Origin of the sequence: Bacteroides caecigallinarum, assembly GCF_021530995.1 — a bacterium.
GTDB classification, from domain to species: Bacteria; Bacteroidota; Bacteroidia; order Bacteroidales; family Bacteroidaceae; genus Phocaeicola; species Phocaeicola faecigallinarum.
Window position 1 is genome coordinate 1 of record NZ_JADYTF010000027.1, and the last position, 19,700, is coordinate 19,700.

20 protein-coding genes are annotated in these 19,700 nt (G+C 39.6%); 7 read left to right on the plus strand and 13 right to left on the minus strand.

Annotation, left to right across the window (positions count from 1 at the left end):
• Positions 1 to 202 precede the first annotated feature (202 nt).
• Both I6E24_RS05650 and I6E24_RS05655 read left to right on the plus strand, forming a co-directional pair.
• On the plus strand, positions 203 to 835 hold the full coding sequence (locus tag I6E24_RS05650; RefSeq protein WP_118166109.1) for an HAD family hydrolase: 633 nt from the start codon (positions 203 to 205) through the stop codon (positions 833 to 835).
• The gene (locus tag I6E24_RS05655; protein WP_117702472.1) at positions 819 to 1,364 is read left to right on the plus strand and encodes an NUDIX hydrolase; all 546 of its coding nucleotides are present in this window, start codon (positions 819 to 821) and stop codon (positions 1,362 to 1,364) included. Before I6E24_RS05650 ends, I6E24_RS05655 begins: the two co-directional genes overlap by 17 nt.
• Before the next feature lie 626 nt (positions 1,365 to 1,990).
• Here I6E24_RS05655 and I6E24_RS05660 read toward each other — a convergent pair.
• Positions 1,991 to 2,755, minus strand: a complete 765-nt coding sequence (locus I6E24_RS05660; protein ID WP_235326966.1) for a hypothetical protein — start codon at positions 2,753 to 2,755, stop codon at positions 1,991 to 1,993.
• A 68-nt stretch (positions 2,756 to 2,823) separates the two neighbouring features.
• Positions 2,824 to 3,615 (minus strand): DNA-processing protein DprA, encoded by a 792-nt coding sequence (locus I6E24_RS05665; protein WP_235326968.1) that lies wholly within the window; start codon positions 3,613 to 3,615, stop codon positions 2,824 to 2,826.
• 208 nt (positions 3,616 to 3,823) lie between these two features.
• Here I6E24_RS05665 and I6E24_RS05670 point away from each other — a divergent pair, with 208 nt between their 5' ends.
• Positions 3,824 to 4,714 carry a hypothetical protein gene (locus I6E24_RS05670; RefSeq protein ID WP_022232491.1) on the plus strand — a complete coding sequence of 297 codons (891 nt, stop codon included), beginning with the start codon at positions 3,824 to 3,826 and terminating at the stop codon, positions 4,712 to 4,714.
• Between the two features lie 101 nt (positions 4,715 to 4,815).
• The gene (locus tag I6E24_RS05675) at positions 4,816 to 7,104 is read left to right on the plus strand and encodes a tetratricopeptide repeat protein (protein WP_235326970.1); all 2,289 of its coding nucleotides are present in this window, start codon (positions 4,816 to 4,818) and stop codon (positions 7,102 to 7,104) included.
• 129 nt (positions 7,105 to 7,233) lie between these two features.
• Here I6E24_RS05675 and I6E24_RS05680 read toward each other — a convergent pair whose 3' ends face one another.
• Positions 7,234 to 8,028, minus strand: a complete 795-nt coding sequence (locus I6E24_RS05680; RefSeq protein WP_235326972.1) for a hypothetical protein — start codon at positions 8,026 to 8,028, stop codon at positions 7,234 to 7,236.
• A 165-nt stretch (positions 8,029 to 8,193) separates the two neighbouring features.
• On the opposite strand from I6E24_RS05680, the gene I6E24_RS05685 reads away from it, so the two are divergent.
• Genes I6E24_RS05685 through I6E24_RS05695 form a run of 3 tightly spaced genes read left to right on the plus strand, consistent with a single transcriptional unit; the run spans position 8,194 to position 10,172 of the window.
• Positions 8,194 to 8,637: a DUF6557 family protein gene (locus I6E24_RS05685; protein WP_022232494.1), complete on the plus strand. Its 444-nt coding sequence runs from the start codon at positions 8,194 to 8,196 to the stop codon at positions 8,635 to 8,637.
• Positions 8,638 to 8,659: 22 nt separating this feature from the next.
• Positions 8,660 to 9,559: a helix-turn-helix transcriptional regulator gene (locus I6E24_RS05690; RefSeq protein ID WP_022232495.1), complete on the plus strand. Its 900-nt coding sequence runs from the start codon at positions 8,660 to 8,662 to the stop codon at positions 9,557 to 9,559.
• Between the two features lie 19 nt (positions 9,560 to 9,578).
• A complete protein-coding gene (locus I6E24_RS05695) occupies positions 9,579 to 10,172 on the plus strand; it encodes a hypothetical protein (RefSeq protein ID WP_022232496.1) in 594 nt (197 codons plus the stop codon).
• 54 nt (positions 10,173 to 10,226) lie between these two features.
• On the opposite strand, the gene I6E24_RS05700 is transcribed toward I6E24_RS05695, so the two are convergent.
• The 10 genes from I6E24_RS05700 to I6E24_RS05745 form a co-directional block, all read right to left on the minus strand.
• A complete protein-coding gene (locus tag I6E24_RS05700) occupies positions 10,227 to 10,925 on the minus strand; it encodes a hypothetical protein (RefSeq protein ID WP_022232497.1) in 699 nt (232 codons plus the stop codon).
• A gap of 22 nt (positions 10,926 to 10,947) precedes the next feature.
• Positions 10,948 to 11,889, minus strand: a complete 942-nt coding sequence (locus I6E24_RS05705; protein WP_235326974.1) for a relaxase/mobilization nuclease domain-containing protein — start codon at positions 11,887 to 11,889, stop codon at positions 10,948 to 10,950.
• The gene (locus tag I6E24_RS05710; protein ID WP_235326976.1) at positions 11,870 to 12,223 is read right to left on the minus strand and encodes a MobC family plasmid mobilization relaxosome protein; all 354 of its coding nucleotides are present in this window, start codon (positions 12,221 to 12,223) and stop codon (positions 11,870 to 11,872) included. The genes I6E24_RS05705 and I6E24_RS05710 overlap by 20 nt, the downstream gene beginning before the upstream one ends.
• Positions 12,224 to 12,367: 144 nt before the next feature.
• Complete coding sequence (locus I6E24_RS05715) at positions 12,368 to 13,306, minus strand: toprim domain-containing protein (RefSeq protein ID WP_235326978.1); 939 nt, start codon at positions 13,304 to 13,306, stop codon at positions 12,368 to 12,370.
• 232 nt (positions 13,307 to 13,538) lie between these two features.
• Positions 13,539 to 14,750 (minus strand): primase-helicase family protein, encoded by a 1,212-nt coding sequence (locus I6E24_RS05720; protein ID WP_022232501.1) that lies wholly within the window; start codon positions 14,748 to 14,750, stop codon positions 13,539 to 13,541.
• Between the two features lie 4 nt (positions 14,751 to 14,754).
• A complete protein-coding gene (locus tag I6E24_RS05725) occupies positions 14,755 to 15,105 on the minus strand; it encodes a helix-turn-helix domain-containing protein (protein WP_022232502.1) in 351 nt (116 codons plus the stop codon).
• Between the two features lie 245 nt (positions 15,106 to 15,350).
• Positions 15,351 to 15,758 carry a hypothetical protein gene (locus tag I6E24_RS05730; protein ID WP_022232503.1) on the minus strand — a complete coding sequence of 136 codons (408 nt, stop codon included), beginning with the start codon at positions 15,756 to 15,758 and terminating at the stop codon, positions 15,351 to 15,353.
• Positions 15,737 to 17,293: an RNA-binding domain-containing protein gene (locus I6E24_RS05735; RefSeq protein ID WP_022232504.1), complete on the minus strand. Its 1,557-nt coding sequence runs from the start codon at positions 17,291 to 17,293 to the stop codon at positions 15,737 to 15,739. Before I6E24_RS05735 ends, I6E24_RS05730 begins: the two co-directional genes overlap by 22 nt.
• 10 nt (positions 17,294 to 17,303) lie before the next feature.
• Entirely contained in the window at positions 17,304 to 18,566 is a 1,263-nt protein-coding gene (locus I6E24_RS05740) for a site-specific integrase (protein ID WP_235326980.1), read from the minus strand.
• A 790-nt stretch (positions 18,567 to 19,356) separates the two neighbouring features.
• On the minus strand, positions 19,357 to 19,614 hold the full coding sequence (locus I6E24_RS05745; protein ID WP_235326982.1) for a DUF4248 domain-containing protein: 258 nt from the start codon (positions 19,612 to 19,614) through the stop codon (positions 19,357 to 19,359).
• Positions 19,615 to 19,700: the final 86 nt, after the last annotated feature.

Consider the following 19,700-nt stretch of genomic DNA (forward strand, 5'->3'; position numbering starts at 1 on the left):
ATTCGGAATGCTTGAAAATTGGGTAACGAGATAGCAACCGTTCGTATTTCTGAGTTCTTCATTATTATGCTCCAATGTGATAACTCTGATGGTACAAAGGTAATAAAAGAAATGCAGACAAGGAAATAATAGTCCTTCATTTTGGTTATTACATTATATTTTGAGTACTTTTGTGTTATAATCAAAGTTTTTACAAAAGCCAGTGAAATATAAACATATAATATTCGATGTTGACGGAACTTTGCTTGACACTGAATTTGCGGTTTTGCATAGTTTACAAGATACTGTAATGCAGTATTCACATATATCTATCCCAATAGATAAGTTATGCTTTGCTTTGGGAATACCCGGAAAAGTAGCGCTTGAAAGATTAGGTATTGAGGATACAATCGGAGCTAACGAATATTGGAATGAGATGATGCAGAAATATCACAAAAGTATAGGTCTGTTTGATGGAATAAATGATACTCTGTCAGCGTTGCGTGATAAAGGTTATCGTTTGGGGATAATAACTTCTAAAACGAAGTCTGAGTTTGAAATGGATTTTGTACCTCACGGAATTAGCCACTACTTTGATTCCATTATATGTGTGGATGATTCACCTAAGCCTAAGCCATATCCTGACCCCATATTGACCTATCTGAATCGGAATCAAATCCTTGCATCAGAAGCCATATATATTGGCGATACGGAATATGATAGTCTATGTGCCCATTCTGCAGGAGTGGATTTCGGACTTGCATTATGGGGATGCCGTAATAGTGCAGGCATCAACAGTGAATACAGATTCAATACACCCAATGAAATAGTAATAGAATATGGACAAGAAACTTAGCAAATGGAAAGTTCTCGATAGAGAGTACATCATTCAAAGACCGTGGCTTACGGCAAGACGGGACAAAGTAGAGTTGCCTGACGGACGTATCATAGAGGAGTACTATGTCCTTGAATATCCAGACTGGGTAAATGTAATCGCCATAACTAAGGATGGTCAATTTATCATGGAGAAACAATACCGTCACGGATTAGGCGTGAATAGTATCGAACTGCCTTGTGGAGTGATGGAGAAGGGCGAACAGCCTCTTGAAGCGGCTCAACGCGAACTGCTTGAAGAAACAGGTTACGGAAATGGCGAATGGAGTAAGCTAATGACCATTGCTCCTAACCCTGGTTCAATGAGCAACTTGACACATTGCTTTCTTGCAACAGGTGTAGAAAAAATATCCAATCAGTCGTTGGACGAAACTGAAGAATTGACGGTGCACCTCATGAGTGAAGAGGAAATTAAATCATTATTAGAGAACGACCAAATCTATCAATCATTGATGGTTGCTCCACTATATAAATATTTCAGTCTAAAATAGATATTATTCAATAGTACATATAAAGGTCGTAATAACTTGCTTGTATAAGGCTTGTTTTACGACTTTTATTTTAGAGTTTCAGCCCTCGTTTTTGGCTTTTGCTTGTCGGCAATCCTAAGGCTTCCACGACTTCCCCTATTCGATAGAATTTCCCAATCTGCGACCATCGGGAGCGGATTGCCTCCACCTCAGAGTGGAGCGAGGTTTTCGGGTGCGAATGTCGGCTTGACGGCATTTTTCGGCATCCCGAAAGATAACCTCGCTACACTTCCAAACCGAGGGTTTGCTGCGTCCACCGTCATTGACGGTTTTTGATTGTTCAGATAGCATTTCCTGATTCAATTAACAAAAGATTGTTGTCATATACAACCAACAGATTGCGGTAGGTAGGATTACATTTCTGGGGGGCGTGTGGTCGCTGGTTCGAATCCAGTCACCCCGACTGGTGAAAATGAAGGAGTTAAGCGGTTGGCTTAGCTCCTTTTTATTTTTATATACTGACGGATTACTGACGGTTGGGGTGGAGAATAAATGCTATCAAACATAAAATAATGAAGAAAATAATTTGTTTTGACTTGTTCTTATTTTCATCTGTTTACTCGAATGAACTGCAAGCCTTCCCTTTGCTATGCTTTATTTTTATGCTTGTTCAATAGCAATGTGGTCGTTGCTTCTTTACAATCACTATCTTTTGTTATGATACCAAATTGAATGTCTTCATAATTCAGCCATGAGCGGACATTACACTTAAAATCGTCCAGTTCCTTGTTGGTTAACGGGTATTGAGCAGAAACACGAATGCAGATCACAGCATTATTGTATCGACTTAGGTCAAGTTGCTGGTATTTGGCCATGGAATCAGCAATATAGGCTAATCGATTTCCTTGCCCGTTGGTAATGGAATGATAATCATATCGTGTACCGTACTCCACTTGCAATAGATAAGCCAAATCTTTGTACGTGAAACTGCTTCCAGACACAGTAAGTTCTTGTATGATGGACTTCCTTCGTTCCATTTTGCTTTGCATGGGAGCATGACTTTTCCAAAAATTCTCAATTCTTTCTGCTGGAGAAAAACCATAAAAGGTAATATCGTATATACAATGCGCGGCTATTTTCTCTTTGCTTAGAGTAGTATTTGGGGGCAAAACAAGCTCTTTAGCCAATTCATTCTCCCAAAAATCCGCGTCTAAAGACTGTATGCTTATCCAATCCTCTTCTTGCTCTATCCAAACTTTTCCAACGAACTCAGGATTAGGCTGCATATCCCGAAGAATATCGTATGCTTCCCGAAAGGCATAGATATTGTCAAAATGCCCGACTATTATTTCTTTCAAGTAAGGAAACAAGTCGTCAAATCCTACTTCCATGATTAATTCTTTCACAGTCATGATTGCTCTGTTTTAAAGTTTCCGGTTACAAAATAAAGCCTGTGATATGCCATATTAGTGCATAACTTCTATAATTTGATAGGAAATCTTATCCCATTTTTGAGAATATACTCATTCCCGGCATTATGCTCATCGTATTGACCGTATGCTACGGCATAAATCTTGCATCCGTACTTGTGTGCAAAATGTACTGTATTCATCGTGCCGCTTTTCACAGCGCATTGAACGACAATGACTCTTTGTGCTAAAGCTGCTTGCAGTCGGTTACGGGCATACAGTCGTGCAGGATTGGCTTTCACGCCAAAAGGTTGTTCGGAGATAATTAAACTGCCCTTGTCGATAATTTCTTGCTGCAAGAATTCGTTTGCTTTAGGGTGGACGATATTCAAACCGGATGCAACTACTGCAATAGTTTTTCCATTGGCATCTATACATCCTTGATGAGCGGCACTGTCACATCCCAATGCCAATCCGCTCACTATGACATTTTCTTTCAAGGCATTGTCTCTTGCCAATTGATAGGCTATATTACATCCGACATCATCAGTGTTTCGTGAGCCAATGATGGCAATGGAATTTTCGTTATAAAGTAACTCCTTATTTCCCAATAGATGAATTAACGCAGGTGCTTCTACGCCAATTTGAGCAAATGAAACTGGATAATCGTCTGCATAATAAGGGATAATGCAAATGTTCGCTTCTTTTTCTTTCTCACAAATCATCTTTGCTTTTGCGAAGGTTGCCGGATGAAGGGCGATTGTTTCTCGTAATTCCCGTTCCTCTTTACCGCATATATCAGCATAGTGACACCGCAACAAATGCAGGCATGTCAGTTCTTCTATCGAAAATCTATTTCCCATATTCTCATCCTTTTTTCCGCAAAGATGAATGGAAGTGATGCCAATGTAAAGCATTACTGCAATTTTTTCTCATCTTATGCTTTGATGTTACATATCCTTGACAGAACTTTGCAGCAACAGATATTGCATTTCTCATTGAAAATGAAAGTTTTCTTGAGAGAATTCGCTATATTTGTTTTAAAATTCATCCACTTTAAAATATACGTTTATGGAAACATTATCAGAGCAATTGACCGAACTTTACGAAAGTAAGTGGAACGGATTAATGGAACAACTGGAAGCCAATGGGTTACGAGACAAACTGCAATGTCCGTTCTTGATTTCTTTGTATCGTTCTGGGCAAGAAAAGGAAGAACGAGAAAAAGCACAAGAAGCAGATATTAATTGGTATGCAAAGAAAGCAGATGCTGAGCATGAAGAGTGGTATACCAAAGCAGACATAAAAATTATGTTCTTTGGGAGGGAACCCAATTGGTGGGTGAGATATGATGAAAAAGGTGAAGACCCAGCCGATGTAGGCAAGGTTATGGCTACATATGAAGATTATCTCGATGATAATTATAATGCTGTAGATGCACATTTTTATAAAGAGAAAATAGACCATAGAAATAGATTCCTCCTTTTTGGCGTTAATGGAATAATGTCAGGTATTAGGGAGTTATTAAAGGATTTCCCCGACAAACGAGTTTCATTAATATGGAATGAGATTTCCAAACTATCTAAACGAAAAGGAGAAGGAGGGGAAGCTGTCAATGCGTTTGAGCATAGCATTGAAAAGAAATGTTTTCATGTTATTCCGAAAGAAATTGAAATATTGAGACCTGATATTGTCATATTCCTTACTGGACCCAAAGAAACAAAGTATTGTGGCTATATCAAAGAGAACTTTAATATCATAGGTGAGCCAGTTGCTATTTCTGATCTATCCACAAATGATGTGGAAAAATTACAAATTGAAGGTGTCAAATTGGCGTATTTGACCCATCATCCAGGATATATGCCCAAAGAGGAGAAAGCCAATGATTTTCATTGGACACTTTATAATACTATTCTTGCCGACATCAAAGAAAACATCGACAAACTATTGAAGAAAGAATAACTTGTGAACCACTTTGGCATAACTTGACCTCATCTTTGCATTGAAATGGATGGAAAGATGAGGTTTTGTTTTTCCTATGTGTAATTTAAAACCGGAGGAATATGGAAAAGAAAAGCAATGTGGTGAGCAAACGTTTGCGAAAGCAACTGGATGAGTTGGAGCGGGGCAAACGATATGATGAAGCTACCCAACTGTTGGAACCTATTGCCCGCCGAGGCAATGCTGATGCACAATACGAGATGGGAGAACTGCTTTACCATAAAATGGTACATGAAGCGGAAGCAGCAGTCAGAAATTACTCCAAGATTGAGAAAGCAATATTTTGGTTAGACTTGTCAAGGAAACCAGAATTATGTAAAGCTGATTTCTCTGATTTTAACAAAATGATTAATTGGTACGAGAAAGCTGCTAAGCAAAAACATATTAAGGCAATGGTAGAACTTGCCGAATGGTATACTCCAATACGTTGCGGTTCATCTGCTAAACATGTAATCAAGCAGTCACCGTTCTTTACCCTGAAATGCGATTTCAATCATGCATTGTCCTTATACATAGAAGCATTGGAAATCGGCGGAGATGATTCTTTTTTTGATGTTTGTGTTATAGAAAATCTACTCCATTCGCCTCATGTACCCCAAAAGGTGAAAGATAAAGTTGTGGACATACTTCAAGCAAGGGTAAAGAAGGGTTGTTGTCATGCTGCTGACCATTTGTTCCGCATTTGGGAAAGCAAATACCGAAGCCCACAAAGGAAGCCATATTATGACATACAGATAGACGAGCATGAATTGTTGCATACCGATTGGTTCCGGTTGTTGTTAGATCACGAGGCAGAATGTGAAAAGAAAAACGAGTATTCCGCGAGGAATGCACTTCGTTTACTGTCTGATTTGGCTAAGAATGGCAACCAAGAAGCGTTGGATATGTTGACGGGTATCGGGATGAAAACGGGAGGCTCGTCTGCTTGTTGGGCTGGAGATGTCTATTATGAACGTAAGGAATACAAAAAAGCCTTGGAATGCTATTTGGCAGGAGAATATGTGTACAAACTGGGTGGAATGTATGAACGAGGCGAAGGCATCACACCCGATATGGAAAAAGCATTTTATTATTATAAGCAGGCAAATGACAATTATAACATAGGGCGAATGTATGAGCAGGGCCTTGGCACGAAGAAGGATTTGCGTAAAGCGTTTGAATGTTATCACAAAATTGTTGATAGAAAGATTTATGAGCATGATTCAGAGGAAGAGAAAAACGAAATTCTGTCTGCTCGCTGTTCATTCCGTCGCTTGAAAAAGATATTGTTCGAGCAAAAGGATGAGATAAGAATGACGGTTGCTGCCAAAGGGCAGAAATCCGTTTGCGGATTCTCGTTCACCAGTTATGGCGATTGCCAATTTACGATAGATTGGGGTGACGGACAAGTGGAAGCGATAAATAATGAGAAAGGAGAAGAAATCCAAGCAGAACACACGTATGCCAAGCTAGGGAAATGGAACATCAGCCTAAGAAGCAATGAGACACATACCATCACGTCCTTTCATTATACCTGCAAGACATGTATACTGAAAGCGCTGGATGTAACGCAATGTCCGATACTTATCGACTTGTATTGTGTCAATCAAGGATTGAAACGTTTGAATGTTTCCAAAAATCCAAGGCTGGGACGCCTGGTTTGCCGCGGCAACAAGTTGAAGATATTGAATATCCGGAGAAATAATCGCCTTACCCAACTTGACTGTTCTGACAACCCGGAGCTTTATCACGTAGATTGGAATCCACAATACTCAGCATTGACTAAGGTTTGCATGAAGAATATCATAAACTTTGACCAACTGGACTTTCTTGACTATTTGCTGAAACGGAACAAAGGACAAAAATGCGAACCCATCGCGGAAGCCTCGTTTGATCCCGTATTCTTGCCACTCTCTTATTATATGCGTTGCTTGAATTGGAGTGACGTGAAAGCAAAGATAAAAGAAGGTGGCTATCCAATATGGAAAGAACATTCATGGAGAAAGTATAAATCCGCATTCGATGATATGAGTTCACGAGAAGATTTCCACTACACAGGCATTGACCGTATTGTTTGCGAAGGCGGTTATACCTATTACTGGCTTTATAGCTCCCGTGAAAAAAAGTACGTCCACCAAGATCTTGAAGATGTTGTTATGAATCTTATGCCTTGGAGTGAAACGCTTGATATGCCTGTGGAGATAAGAGAAAAGGAAGGATGGATGATGTTCCCACAAGTGACTTGGGCAGATGTGTTTTGTCCCTGTTTCATTGAGATGACCTGTTCGCACTGGAAAGAAACGGAAGAAATTATTCAATGGGAGCGTGATTATTGGGAGCGACATCGCCAAAGACAGGAGAAATACGAATGAGACTGGACTATAAAGGAAAACATTTGTTCGCATTTTCGGACACGCATGGCAAGGAGGGCAACGCGAGGAAAAGTGGAGCACAAAGTTTGGCAATGTCTCCACCTTTCAGGCGCTTTGCAAGACAGATAGTCAATCAGAGTTATAGCGTTTCCCGTTTTGGTCTATAATGTGCTGGCATACCAGATGGGCTTCCACCCAAAAATCATTTAACCGCAATAAGTCCGGAATGGAGTAAGGCTTGTGCGTGCAAATGTCATGTACGGCATGACACACAACAATATGCTCCAGTTCCGGACTGCGTAAATGCCCTTCCGCCCATGTCACGCCATCATCCCATACATCCACACAATGCAGCTGTTCATCCGTCATATCGGAAGTGTGTTGGGGCAAATAGCAGATTGAACATTCTTCTATTTCAGGTATCCCCCCACAGAAATCCTCATTCAGCAAGTAAATCAATTCTATCATATAAGCAAAGTCAGAACCATAAAAGCTGTCTTCCGGTAATTTCAAAATAGAATATTCTTCCTCGCCATACACATATTTCAATGTACCGCGAACTACATAATCGTCATCAAAAGCCTCATCTTTTGGGCTATCAATCAATGTACGATAGAGATTTGCCATGCGATGGTACATTTTCTTGGTCAAGTTATTCAGCAATTCGTTTACTGCCTCAAAGCGTTTGATTTCCTGCGAGGTTGCTTGAAACATCCGGTTGAGAATCAAGCTCCGTATACCTATCAAGTCCTGTATCTTTTCTATCTGTACTGCGCCGATATGCCTCAAATTAAGACTACCCTTTTCCTGTTCACCCATGAGTTTCTTGATTCCCGCTTCCACTTCCAATAGTAAAGCCAGTTTTTTATCCACATCATTTTCTTGATAGATGTAGTCTGTCAAATCATCTGCATATAAATCCATAACCGTCATATTTTGTTTAATGATGCGGCAAAAATAAATCAGCTTTATGCCAGATGGAAGCATAGGAATACTTTTCTCTCATAATTACAAAATCTTTTTAGCATATGCTTTAGTTTAGCATAACTTTATGCGATATTTGTAGTATCGAATTTAAATTTTTGTATTATGGAACAACTGACATTCAAATCTTTACTTATCCGGTTTGGTTTTGACGACATCTTACCTGAGTTTAAAGCATTATATCAGCGGAACCAGCCCAAACAAGCGCAACATGCTAATTGGGAAGCTTACCGTAGCGTATATCAAAAACTCCAGATGCATGATGTATCTGAATCCCAATATGCCATTTATTTGGTGTCAAGATGGGAAGGATGCTCACCGATGATTGATATGAATTGCTCTGTTTATGACCCAAAAGATGAAGATAGCGATTATTACCCAGTGGCAAGCTACTCTCCTTGGTCTGCTCTTTTAGGTATGGATATTCATATTGACGAAGATGTAACAATCACTTTACAAGAACTGACAGCCGGATTGCTTTGGGAAATCACTTATTACGGAGAAACAGAAGAAATGATTCAAGAACATCTTAAAAAAATGTTCAAATAGCTGATTTTGTAAAAGGAATGATATGACAAAAGATTTATTTGACAAATACATTTGGTTAGTAGACACTATCTACAGAGCCGGGAAAATCACGTTTGAGGAAATTAATGAGCGTTGGCTTCGTTCACGATTGAGTGAGGGAGAGGATATTCCTTTAAGAACCTTTCATAACTGGCGTATTGCCATCGAACAAGTATTTGATATAAATATCAATTGTAACCGAAAGGGAGGTTACTATTATTATATCGAAAATGCGGATGATATGCAAAAGGGAGGCATTCGCAACTGGTTGCTCAATACATTTGCCGTTAATAATCTGATAAACGAAAGCCATCATTTGAAACGGAGAATCCTGTTTGAAGAAATTCCTTCCGGCAGAAAATACCTCACGCCTGTCATTGAAGCCATGCGTGACGGATTAGAATTGGAGCTATATTATCAAAGCTATTGGTATGAAGACCCCAGTACCTATACGCTGCAACCTTATTGCATCAAAGTGTTTAAGCAGAGGTGGTATGTCATCGGTTTCTGCAAAGAGCGGAATAATATCCGCACTTTTTCTTTGGATAGAATACAACAACTGACCACCTTGGACACGAAGTTTATTTATCCAAAAGATTTTGATCCAGAAGCCTACTTTGCAGACTATTTCGGTATTATGATTGAAAACAAGAAATTGGAAACCATTCGGATTAAAGTCTATGGAATGCATGTGCAGTATATCCGTGCTTTGCCTTTGCACCATTCTCAATGTGAAATTGAGACAACAGAAGATTATTCCATCTTTGAGTACCGTATGAAACCGACCTTAGACTTCCGGCAGGAATTACTCTCAAGAGGGGCGGATGTGGAAGTACTTGCTCCTTTATTCTTTCGGGAAGAGATAGTTCAGTCGGTGAATAAAATGAGTTCATTATACAAATAAACAGTAATCTTACATATAAATGAAAAAGAAATATACTGATGCTCAATCCTCTTTTCAAGATTGGGCACAAATCAAAAAGAAAGAAGTGCAGAATATGGAAGAATCCATGAGGGGAAATCCGTTATATCAGAAGGAAGTGAACCCAATGGATGATGATGAAACTTGGTCAAAGCGATTCCATTTCATACTTCACAAGGGACTCCCCGAAAAAGAATGGAAAGCATATCAAAAAGGCATAAGACAAGACCGTTTACAGATTTGGGCAATGTTTATGAATGAGAATCCAGACTACGATTATCATTATTTCTTGAATCTGTTGAAATTCAAATTGGAATGGATGATTTTCTATTGGGAGAACTTTGGACATTTAGCTCGTGCGGAGCAAGATATCAGTCGAATGCGGATTGCTACAAGGCTTTTGGATATTATCATGGACGAAAATTCTGATGCTCCAATCCCTTATGTGAATATGAAAAACAAACATCGCTTCCGTGTATATCATAAATCGCAGGGTATGTATAATGAAGACAGCGAATATGAAGCTCGCTTTCGCAAAGCGTATTGTCTATTCTTTAGATTCTTAGAATATCATTTGTTAGGATGGTGGGATTGAGAGACGATATATCCCCCAACAACTCAAACGAATTGTTGGGGGCAATAACTATTATCATCTCAGGGCTTCTGCTTCCTGTTGCAATAATCTTGCTCGTTCAAGTTTTTCAGCCCTTACCCTTGTACGGTATTCAAAATCTTCTACCACGTTGCGAATGTTACCAATAAGTTTTTTATCCTTATTGTGCGTAAATATGACTTCCAAAGTATCTAAATCTGCTCCACTCGCTCTGCCATGCATTCGAATAAAACGATACTTTAGATCGTTATCTGACAAAACCATATTTCTTTTAAACTGATAAGCATTACTTACCAAAAGAAGCATAATCATTCCAATCATACTCGCTTGCCACAGAAACGGGCAGGAGGTTTTGAAATCAATGATATGCGTATGATTGTTCTGAACTTTCAGATTTTGCAAACGTTGCAATTCATTGCTGATTCGTTCTTGCTCGGCAAATATTTTTCCGTTGGTTGTACTCAGAACTGAATATACCTCTTTGAGTTCTTTTAACCGCAAATTTATAGCGGTACGAAGTCTTTCCCGTCTTTCTTTGTCATAAGATAGTTCGGTTTTCATTTCCGTTATTTCCGATTGAAGCCGTTGTAGGTTGTCTGAAAGCAGGATAATTCCTTCACTACCCTCATCTTCTTGTTTCTCCGTTTCTACATTTACCAATTCTTTGATTTCGGAACAGAGGTTATATACTGCATCCAGCGTGTGGATAAAATTGTTGTTTTCCATTTCTTTCATTTTTGTATCTATTTTAGGGGTTTTACCAATTTATTCTTTTCTTTTTCTTCTTTTTCAACTTCCGTTGAAAGGCAGCTTCCGCATTTTCATCAGCATTGTTAAAAGTAGGGGTGAATAATCCACCCAATGCTCCGACAAGGCTTTCAGCTATATTGCTGCTTGAGGTATAAGTATTCTCATGTTGTATTACAGGTTGCCCATTGTTGGTTGTCATTCCAATACCCTGTTGGTATTGGTTATTGTTTTCTCCCAACTGTTTATCCAGTTTTGAATAGCTGAAATTCCTGTCAATGCCCGAAGCCTTGAACGTAATGCCATCTTTGGTAAGAGATAAACCTTGAATAACATTACTCTTGCCTCTATACTTAAACTCCGTTTTTATTCCCTGCTTGGATAATTCAGAAATGAATTGTTTCCAGCTATTGGATTTGCCTAACGAGTTCTTGACGGCATGGTAAATCTCGTACTTCGTCTTATCGCTTCCTTTCAGACGATGTGTTCTTACCCTGTCCTTGCCTTTACCAAAATAAAGTCCGTACTTTTCTTTCAGTTCCTTGCAAACCTTGATATTCCGATAACAGTCGTTCCTGTCGCTGATAGTACGTCCGTTGTTATCCACACGGTTGAAAACGATGTGAACGTGCGGATGCTTCTGGTAGTTGTGCCGGGCAATGATATACTGGGTATCTCTGATTCCCATTTTCTGCATATACTCCTTTGCCAGACTTACCAGCGTCTCATCCGTCATTCTTGGAGTATCCTCGGGCGCATAGCTGAGTGAGATATGTCCCACAGGCTGACGAATATTCGGCTTCATCATCCGCTGGGTTTGAAAACAGTCCGTAATGGTTTGAATACTGTCCGTCAATACTCCTTCCGCTGTCAGCAGTCTTGCATCGGGCTTGCCCAATACATAATTAACACAGCCTTTGAATCCAGTTCCCTTACTTATTTTTCCAATCATCGGACAACTGTTTTATGATTTGGACTATCTTTTTCTTTAACATCATCAGTTCGGCTGCTACTCCTGCGAATCCTCCGGCATTGGCTTTATGGGCAAGCTGGTTGATGTTGTTGGCTTCCCCTGCCAATTTACGGAGTACGTCTGCATCCGCCTTGCTGATACGCTGTACAACTTTCCCCGTAAGCAATACGGAATGTACAAACCTACTGAGGGAAACGCCTGCATCTTTCCTGCGTTTCTCTACCGCTTGGTATTCAATATCTGTAAATCTTGCGCTGACCACACGCACCTTGTTACGCTTGGTCGGTCGTGGTTGTTGTTTATCTTTTTTCATTTTGAAATTTCCTTTTAATTGCGACCAACGGGAGCGGACTGTCTTTGCTTCCGGCAAAGCAAGGTCGGAAATGTATACATTTCCATAACCTTGCTCCATTAGACAATACGGCTTCCGCCAGTACAGCGATAATACATGTGGATATTATAAACTCCGCCCTTTTGACTTCTTAGGCGGTGCAACTTGTACATTTTTCTTTTCCTGTATAGGACGTTGCTTGATAAGATACTCGTTCAAGTCCTTGCAATCCTTATAGGTGTGTGAAGCGTCACGGACACGATAGGAGTACTCGTTTGTCAGTTTTCGGCAGGCTTCCATTCCGGCACGATCATTGTCGAAAAAACAATGAATGCGCTCATAGACGGCTAACTCGTCAATCGCCTTGGAAAGATTGGAAACCGAGTTCAGTATGATATAGTCTTGCCTGTCCAAACACGGCATATTGGGACATTTCTCTATTCTTATGGTCAGGAACGAGAGATAGTCCATGAATCCCTCGAATACGAAACAGGTATCATTTCTTCTGCTTTCATGCCTAATATGGGTAATATCCTTCGGCGCGATACAGCCTTTAAAGTATCGGTTGCGTATCTCGTAACCGTCAGCCATATTTTGAAAGCCGATGACAAAATAACGCTTGCCGTTGTTCTCGAAGTGTACCTCACAACATTCTCTTTTCGCAAGTTCCAAATTTATTCTCCGCTCTTGCAAATAGAAGAGCAGAGCAGGAGAAGTGAGCTCCTTTATTTCCATACGTTGAAAGTTAGGTGCAGTAGAGGATTGCTCCCGAAAAGAGAAAGACACGGGTCTGATGTGCGGTGTCTGCTCTGCAATCCGTTGCAGCAGGTACGGCACATGGACGGAACAGTAAAGTTCCGAAGCCAGTGCGATGATATTGCCTCCCTTACCCAGTCCAAAGTCATACCACTTATTGATTTCGGCATTCACTTTGAATGATGCTTCGTTTTCTTCCCGAAACGGTGATTTGTACCAAAGGTTTGCCCCCTGCTGTTTGACAGGAGCATAACCCAAACTGTGCAGATAGTCTGTCAGCCTTATATTCTTTGCTTCTTCAATTGTCATTTTCTGTACGGATTTAATTGTTAGTAAAAACTGTTGAATTGTTGAACGCATCTTGTATTAAGTTGAAACACAAAGATGTACCTTTCAACAGCAACTCAACAAATGCCAACGAAAAGAGAAACAATTATTTTTTCTTTTCAACAGCATATTTTGAATGTTGAGCCTTTGTTGAAATAATTGTAAGCTAAGCATCAATAAGTTACTTGCTTATTTCAACAATTCAACAAAATAATCAAAGTTTGTCCAGCAATGTTCTACTGACGGTGTAAAAGCGTCCCACCCTCCTGACTGGAGCAAACCTGCATTCCTTATTATAATCAAACTGATAGGTGGTATAAGTCAGTCCATTGGGGGCAGGTGTCAATTTCCAACTTTCTGCAATGATTCTGCGCAAGTGATGCTTTTCGATTTTCACTCCCGAAAGATTCAACAGGTTAAGCAGGTCATTCAAACAAAAAGAAAATCTGTCAGTTCCCACGTTGTCCATTATTTCCCTTATCAGTTCCATGACCTCCACTTCGTGTTTGCCACGGTTGCACCGGATGATTCTCAACAAAGCCGCAGTCTCGGTTAACTTCGGAGAAAACCACATACGGCTTTCCTGTCGGGTTGTCAGTTCCCTATGCTGAAGGAAGTAAAGAAAAGCAGGAATTTCCGAAGTCAATTTTTGCAGGAAATTCGTATCGTCACTTTCAAGGCGATGAATCTTCCGTACCCAATAACGTGTTTCGCCCGGGTCAATGATAACAGGTAGATTTTCATTATTGGAACAAAGTACGAACTTGGCAAAGAAAGCTATCTCGTCACGGTCTTTACCCTTAGCTTCTACTTTGTAGGACAATGTGGTACTGAGATTCTTCAATCGCTCTGAATCTTCCCTGCGGTTCAGTAATACTTCATCTACCACAATGATAAGCTTTCCTGCCCAGTCTGCATTGAACTGGCTACGAAAATCTTCATTCGTGTTAAAGGTTACATTATTGCGGAACATAGCTTTCAGGAAGTTCAAAAACGTACTCTTTCCCGTATTGCGTTCTTCCGATACCAATAATAGAATCGGCAGTTTCTGTACAGGTTGCAAGTAAAGAAGTTGCAGATAATCCATTCCCAGCTCATACTGTTCACCGAAGATGTGGCGCACTAAAACCTGAATGTGGGAGAAATCTCCTTCTTTTGGTTCGTGTCCTATCGGCTCGTACAGATTCAGAAAATTATCTATCACGTGGCAATAGTTTACATGGTCAGGGACGGTACAGAAACCGTCGTATTTGGGAACACTCGCTAAATAATCCTTGCCATAATCTTGACGAAGTGTTTCGTTGTTCCATACGATGCGTTTCTTGATATGTCCCCCGTTTAGTCGGGGCTGGTTCACTATCTTGTAAAGTGTTGTTCCTACCCGCACAAACGGACTTTCATTTTTGAATGCTTCTTTTGTACTCATAGTTTTAGCGTTTACGTTTGAAACATTTCTGAATGCTGATTGCCGAATCGCAATTTTCATTACTGCTTGAAACCAGTTGCTGGTGTGCCCACTCAATAAGAGCTTTGCGGGAAAAGACAAGTTTGTTTCCATACTTCATAAAAGGTATTTGTTCTTGCGAAGTCATTTTGTACAATTTTGCCTTTGAAGTCGGGAATCCGTTATCTTCCAATACTTTCAGCGCATTGGGCATACTTAGTGTATCAGGCAAATCAGAACTGAACATAGCCTGTTGATTTCCTGAAAAGAATTTTGAAACCGCATTGAATACAGCTTCTTGAATTTGCTCCTCTGTTGCGACAATAATATTTGCCATAATCAAACATTTTAGGGGTTAGACAATAAGCTGTCGTCACAGCTATCTCAACGTTGATGATGCAAAGGAAAAACAAAAAGAAGAGCTTATAAAACGAATAAATATCTGCATTAACAAAGACAAAAGAAGACATTAGCTGCCACAAGAAGACATACAAATAATGCCATTCAGAGGTTTGGAAGCGTCTGTCCTCAGAATGGCATCAAATGGCACTTTTGATATAGATGATAAATTGAAATGTGATTTTATTGTTTTTGCTTGCGCAATTGCTCCGTTACTTCATCCACATTAAAATAATCAAAGCATACATGCGGGTCTTGGCAGGGTTTTATTAATCCGTCTTTTATCCATTTGTTTACAGATGCGGGTGTGGTTCTCATCCATTTGGCTAAATGAGTATTTGTCACCAAATATCTTCCGTTCAGTTGGGTAAGAGTATGTTTGTTTGCGGAGAATCCACGTTGCAAGCGGTCTATCAGTACATCTATGTCCTTCTTTATGATTTTAGGGGCAGGTTTGTTTTCCTTAATACTTATCTCAATAGAAGTCATATCAAAGTTTGCCAGCTGAGGGAGTTGGGACAACTCCGCAATCAGATACTGGGCACATCTCAGGTCTTTGATTTTGAATGTCAATTGCTTTCGTCTTGGCATAGTAGTAATGATTTTCCTTTTTCTGTAGTATAATATTTCTGAAAACGGCTATTGGGCTTGTCAGGAACAGTCATTGCCAGTAGTTCTTCCGAAATCAAAGGGTTTATATATTTTCTCTTAAATTTCGTTCTATCGCTAAAATTGAGCGAAGCAATAATTTGTGTTAAAGTGTTTTCGTACAAACACATTTCCAAAATAGTTCTTATTTCCTTTTGACTTAGTGCCAACTTAGTGCCGACTTGATGCCAACTTAGTGCTGACTTAGTGCCGACTTGCTCCCGACTTGTCGGCATATTTTCTGCAAGCTCAAACTCTTTAGGGTCACGATAGGTAATTGAAAAGATAAACTCCTCTCCACTATGTATCTCTATTTCAGAGTTTTCAAAATACAACGGAGCATATTTCCGAATATTTTTCTGTCCCGATCCAAGTTCTTCAGCCCATTTCATCTCACGGAACACCTTTGTTATTAGCGGATTCTTTGTACGGGTGCGCCAATCATTTATATCTATATCCCCTGTTTGGAAAGGTTTCGTCCAATTCTCCGTTATAACCCGGTCGCGGAATATGAGAAACTTATTGGTATATGAACTGATATACTCACGGTGCAGAAGTGTATTCGAAATCACTTCTCTGAATATCATTACCCGTAAATCCAAACGGTCTATACCGTTGTCTGCCAAACGGAATTTGTCTGGCATATTGCGCTGCACAAAATTCAGTAAACGGATATATGACTGAATCAAGTTTGCACATATCATATCCCGGTCATTGTAACGAATATCAGGGTCGGTAGGGAGCGGATGCAAGAAACGCTCGTAAGACATACTGCGGTAAATGGCATCCGTACGATGCCACGGACAACAGTTCAGAATAGTCTGTTCCTTGCCAAATAAGAGAATAGCAGCCAACTTATATCCTTCCTTGTTTGTACCTCGTTGCCTACCCCAAAACAGACTTTTCAGGAATTTTTCATTTGTCATACTCAACCACGGATGATTGGAGTTATGAATAGAAATGTGGCTACGCATAATTTTGAACGATTCTTCGTCCATATCTTCCAAGGTCACATCGGGAAACACTTCGTTTTCGGAAGATTCCTTTTCTTTTCGCATGAACATATTCTTAACCAAATAGGTATGTTTTGACACATCATTGTCCGCATCACCCCAACGGTCGAAGAAACGATTCTTGTATCTATGCACTTGTTCACTTTCAGGTACATTCAAATACAAGATAATTTTATCGTCTATCTCCGCCTGTTCCGGTGTGATTGGCATTGGAGGGAGAAATTGTTCAGGATTATTCAGCGTATTGATAATGCTTTTGGTCATATCTGTTACACATTTAGGGTTAATTCCCAATATTGTGCCATCATCATCTACTCCTAAAAAGATATATCCTCCCTCTGCATTCAAGAAAGAGCATACGGTTTCATACACAGATGCCGAAACCTTATCCGTACATTTTTTGAATTCTACTCGCTTATTCTCGCCATGCGAAAGCAAGTCCTTTATTTTATTTGTTGGTAACATACTGTTTCGTTTATAATACTTTTACCGCTTCGTCTATTACACTACTGGCAAAACTATCCAAGTAAGTATTGGTCGTTGCCAAATCGCTGTGCCCTAATATCTGTGAGATAACTTCTCTCGGTACTTGATTGTCCTGCAAAGTCATTGCCATTGTATGGCGGCTTACGTAGCTTGTCAACTTCATGTCTGTAATCTCCAAAGCTTTCGCTAAGTTACTCAAATTCTTGTTATTGCGTCCAAAACGGCTACGAATATGATTATAAAGTTGCTCTCCTTTATATCCTGCAATAGAAACTATTGGCAGCAAGTAATCTTCTACTAACAATGTATTGGCGGAAAACCAATCCATTAACTCTTGGATTTCAGGGGTTATCTTAATCTGAATAGGTTTGACTTTCTTAGCTTCTTTTGTTTTATTCCGTTTATAGACAATATAATTCCCACCGTTATAACGGATAATATTCTTTTTAGTTAGCAATGCTGCATCTATAAACGATATGCCATAGCAGTAATACGAAAAAAGGAACAATTTTCTTGTTCTTTCAAGTACGTTATTGTCCATGACTGTAGTTTTTAGTTTCAACATAGAGTCATGTGGTAAATAGCGTTTGGTCGTTTCTTCTTCCAATGATGAAATGCTAAAACCGCCTTTGCCAAATGGGTAAGTTGTTTCTGACGCTTCACCATCTTGGATAGCTTTATTCAATACTGCACGCAAAGTCTTAAAATAGAACTTCCGAGTATTCCCTTTACATTCACGTTTTTGTAAAAACACATCAAAAGATTTTACATATTTAATATCTATTTCAGGGAAAACACGTTCAGGCAGTTTCTCATCAAAGAGTTCTAATACGTGAAGTGTTCTGCTATAGCAATTGGCATTGCCAATATGATTGGTATCTTTATAAGTTTGAATTAGATTTTCAAAGAATTCCTTTACATTTCCTTTGTTTGAGTAGTGAAAAAATTCTTGTTCGAATTGATTTAGTGTCCAATCAATTTTATTAGCATCAAAATCTGCTATAATGCGAAGTATCTCCGATTTCTTTTGCGTTAACCATTCATTGAGGTATATTCGGTCTGGATGTAATTTGGGGACACGCTTATCTGTGACAAACATTTCAAGTTTGTCATTCCATTGATGTGGTTCTGCATAAATGCCTAACGCCATCACCTTTCGTTTGTTATTCTTGTGAACAACCAACCAAATAGCATATCCTTCTTTATAGTGATATTTATCGGCTATCCACATTTTAAATGAAGCATACTTCATAAGCGACACAAATTACTGACATTTTATTCTGCTAAAAAGATATTGGACTATAGTATTCAGATTACCAATAAATTATCTACTCTATTTTACTGACGGATTACTGACGTTTGTACGATAAATATAGATAATCAGATGTAAATAATACCAATACTTCCGTTTCTTATTCGTTGGCAAATATACTGAAAAACAATTAGATATAAAAATATAGGAAATAAATGGATAGCTCTGGAGGGAGTGCAGTTTCTCGTCTGCCCAATTTTGATGATTCCTAAAAAACATCTCTCCATATATAGAAGCAGGAACAGCGTACAAATCGGGTTATCAATTGTAGAGCCTGTTTATACGCTGTTCTTTTCTGTTAATTACTTTTCCGTCGGTCGATTGTTTCCGTTGCCGTCTGCATTGTTAAGTACAGGGATTGAAAGGTGAAAGGTTTTCGGGATGAATACTCTCCGCAGGAGGCAGATTCTGCCCGAAACGACTTGTCGCCCGACCTTTCAACTTTCAAATACGGTCTGTACTACCTTTGCAGGCGAGCTTAGGAAACGGTCGAGTGACGGAATGGAAATACTGATTGAAAATTCTTTCCTTTCTTTTTTTAAATGGTTAATGATTAAACAAAAAACAAACTCTGCAATCCGAAACTTTGGGATCCCTTTCTGATTACACTACAAAGGTACCACGGTCCGGATTTGCAGAGTTCCTCTTTGTCCTCCCGTGTCAGGAATGATATGTTTTCGGCAGTTTTGTTACACTTTCTTATAAAAAGAAAAGCACCCGGCGGGAACCATTAGTACGGTTCCCCCAGATGCTTTACTATCACCTCCACCTCCGCCTTGAGCAGATACTGGCGGTTCTTGTCGTAGCCCATAGCCTCAAGCTCTTTCATCATAGGCGGGCATTGCCTTATCCAGCGCCGGAAGTTCCTCGATGCCGCGTCCTTTGTCACATCGGGGAAATACATCATCGCCAGTTCGTTCTTCTTATAGGTCTTGAGCCTGAATGCCTGCTCCGGCTGCTGTGTCTGTCCTGTCTGTAGATTTTTCATACCTTTTTGTCTTTTATTTTACGTAAAGATACTAAAAAACGGGGAGGTATTCAAATGATACGGAAGGTATATTGGCGGTTTGACCG

What these genes read in the sequence shown, in the direction of transcription:
- I6E24_RS05655 (WP_117702472.1), top strand. Translation starts at nt 819, where the DNA reads ATGGACAAGAAACTTAGCAAATGGAAAGTTCTCGATAGAGAGTACATC.
- I6E24_RS05660 (WP_235326966.1), bottom strand. Translation starts at nt 2,755, where the DNA reads ATGACTGTGAAAGAATTAATCATGGAAGTAGGATTTGACGACTTGTTT.
- I6E24_RS05665 (WP_235326968.1), bottom strand. Translation starts at nt 3,615, where the DNA reads ATGGGAAATAGATTTTCGATAGAAGAACTGACATGCCTGCATTTGTTG.
- I6E24_RS05670 (WP_022232491.1), top strand. Translation starts at nt 3,824, where the DNA reads ATGGAAACATTATCAGAGCAATTGACCGAACTTTACGAAAGTAAGTGG.
- I6E24_RS05675 (WP_235326970.1), top strand. Translation starts at nt 4,816, where the DNA reads ATGGAAAAGAAAAGCAATGTGGTGAGCAAACGTTTGCGAAAGCAACTG.
- I6E24_RS05680 (WP_235326972.1), bottom strand. Translation starts at nt 8,028, where the DNA reads ATGGATTTATATGCAGATGATTTGACAGACTACATCTATCAAGAAAAT.
- I6E24_RS05685 (WP_022232494.1), top strand. Translation starts at nt 8,194, where the DNA reads ATGGAACAACTGACATTCAAATCTTTACTTATCCGGTTTGGTTTTGAC.
- I6E24_RS05690 (WP_022232495.1), top strand. Translation starts at nt 8,660, where the DNA reads ATGACAAAAGATTTATTTGACAAATACATTTGGTTAGTAGACACTATC.
- I6E24_RS05695 (WP_022232496.1), top strand. Translation starts at nt 9,579, where the DNA reads ATGAAAAAGAAATATACTGATGCTCAATCCTCTTTTCAAGATTGGGCA.
- I6E24_RS05700 (WP_022232497.1), bottom strand. Translation starts at nt 10,925, where the DNA reads ATGAAAGAAATGGAAAACAACAATTTTATCCACACGCTGGATGCAGTA.
- I6E24_RS05705 (WP_235326974.1), bottom strand. Translation starts at nt 11,889, where the DNA reads ATGATTGGAAAAATAAGTAAGGGAACTGGATTCAAAGGCTGTGTTAAT.
- I6E24_RS05710 (WP_235326976.1), bottom strand. Translation starts at nt 12,223, where the DNA reads ATGAAAAAAGATAAACAACAACCACGACCGACCAAGCGTAACAAGGTG.
- I6E24_RS05715 (WP_235326978.1), bottom strand. Translation starts at nt 13,306, where the DNA reads ATGACAATTGAAGAAGCAAAGAATATAAGGCTGACAGACTATCTGCAC.
- I6E24_RS05720 (WP_022232501.1), bottom strand. Translation starts at nt 14,750, where the DNA reads ATGAGTACAAAAGAAGCATTCAAAAATGAAAGTCCGTTTGTGCGGGTA.
- I6E24_RS05725 (WP_022232502.1), bottom strand. Translation starts at nt 15,105, where the DNA reads ATGGCAAATATTATTGTCGCAACAGAGGAGCAAATTCAAGAAGCTGTA.
- I6E24_RS05730 (WP_022232503.1), bottom strand. Translation starts at nt 15,758, where the DNA reads ATGCCAAGACGAAAGCAATTGACATTCAAAATCAAAGACCTGAGATGT.
- I6E24_RS05735 (WP_022232504.1), bottom strand. Translation starts at nt 17,293, where the DNA reads ATGTTACCAACAAATAAAATAAAGGACTTGCTTTCGCATGGCGAGAAT.
- I6E24_RS05740 (WP_235326980.1), bottom strand. Translation starts at nt 18,566, where the DNA reads ATGAAGTATGCTTCATTTAAAATGTGGATAGCCGATAAATATCACTAT.
- I6E24_RS05745 (WP_235326982.1), bottom strand. Translation starts at nt 19,614, where the DNA reads ATGAAAAATCTACAGACAGGACAGACACAGCAGCCGGAGCAGGCATTC.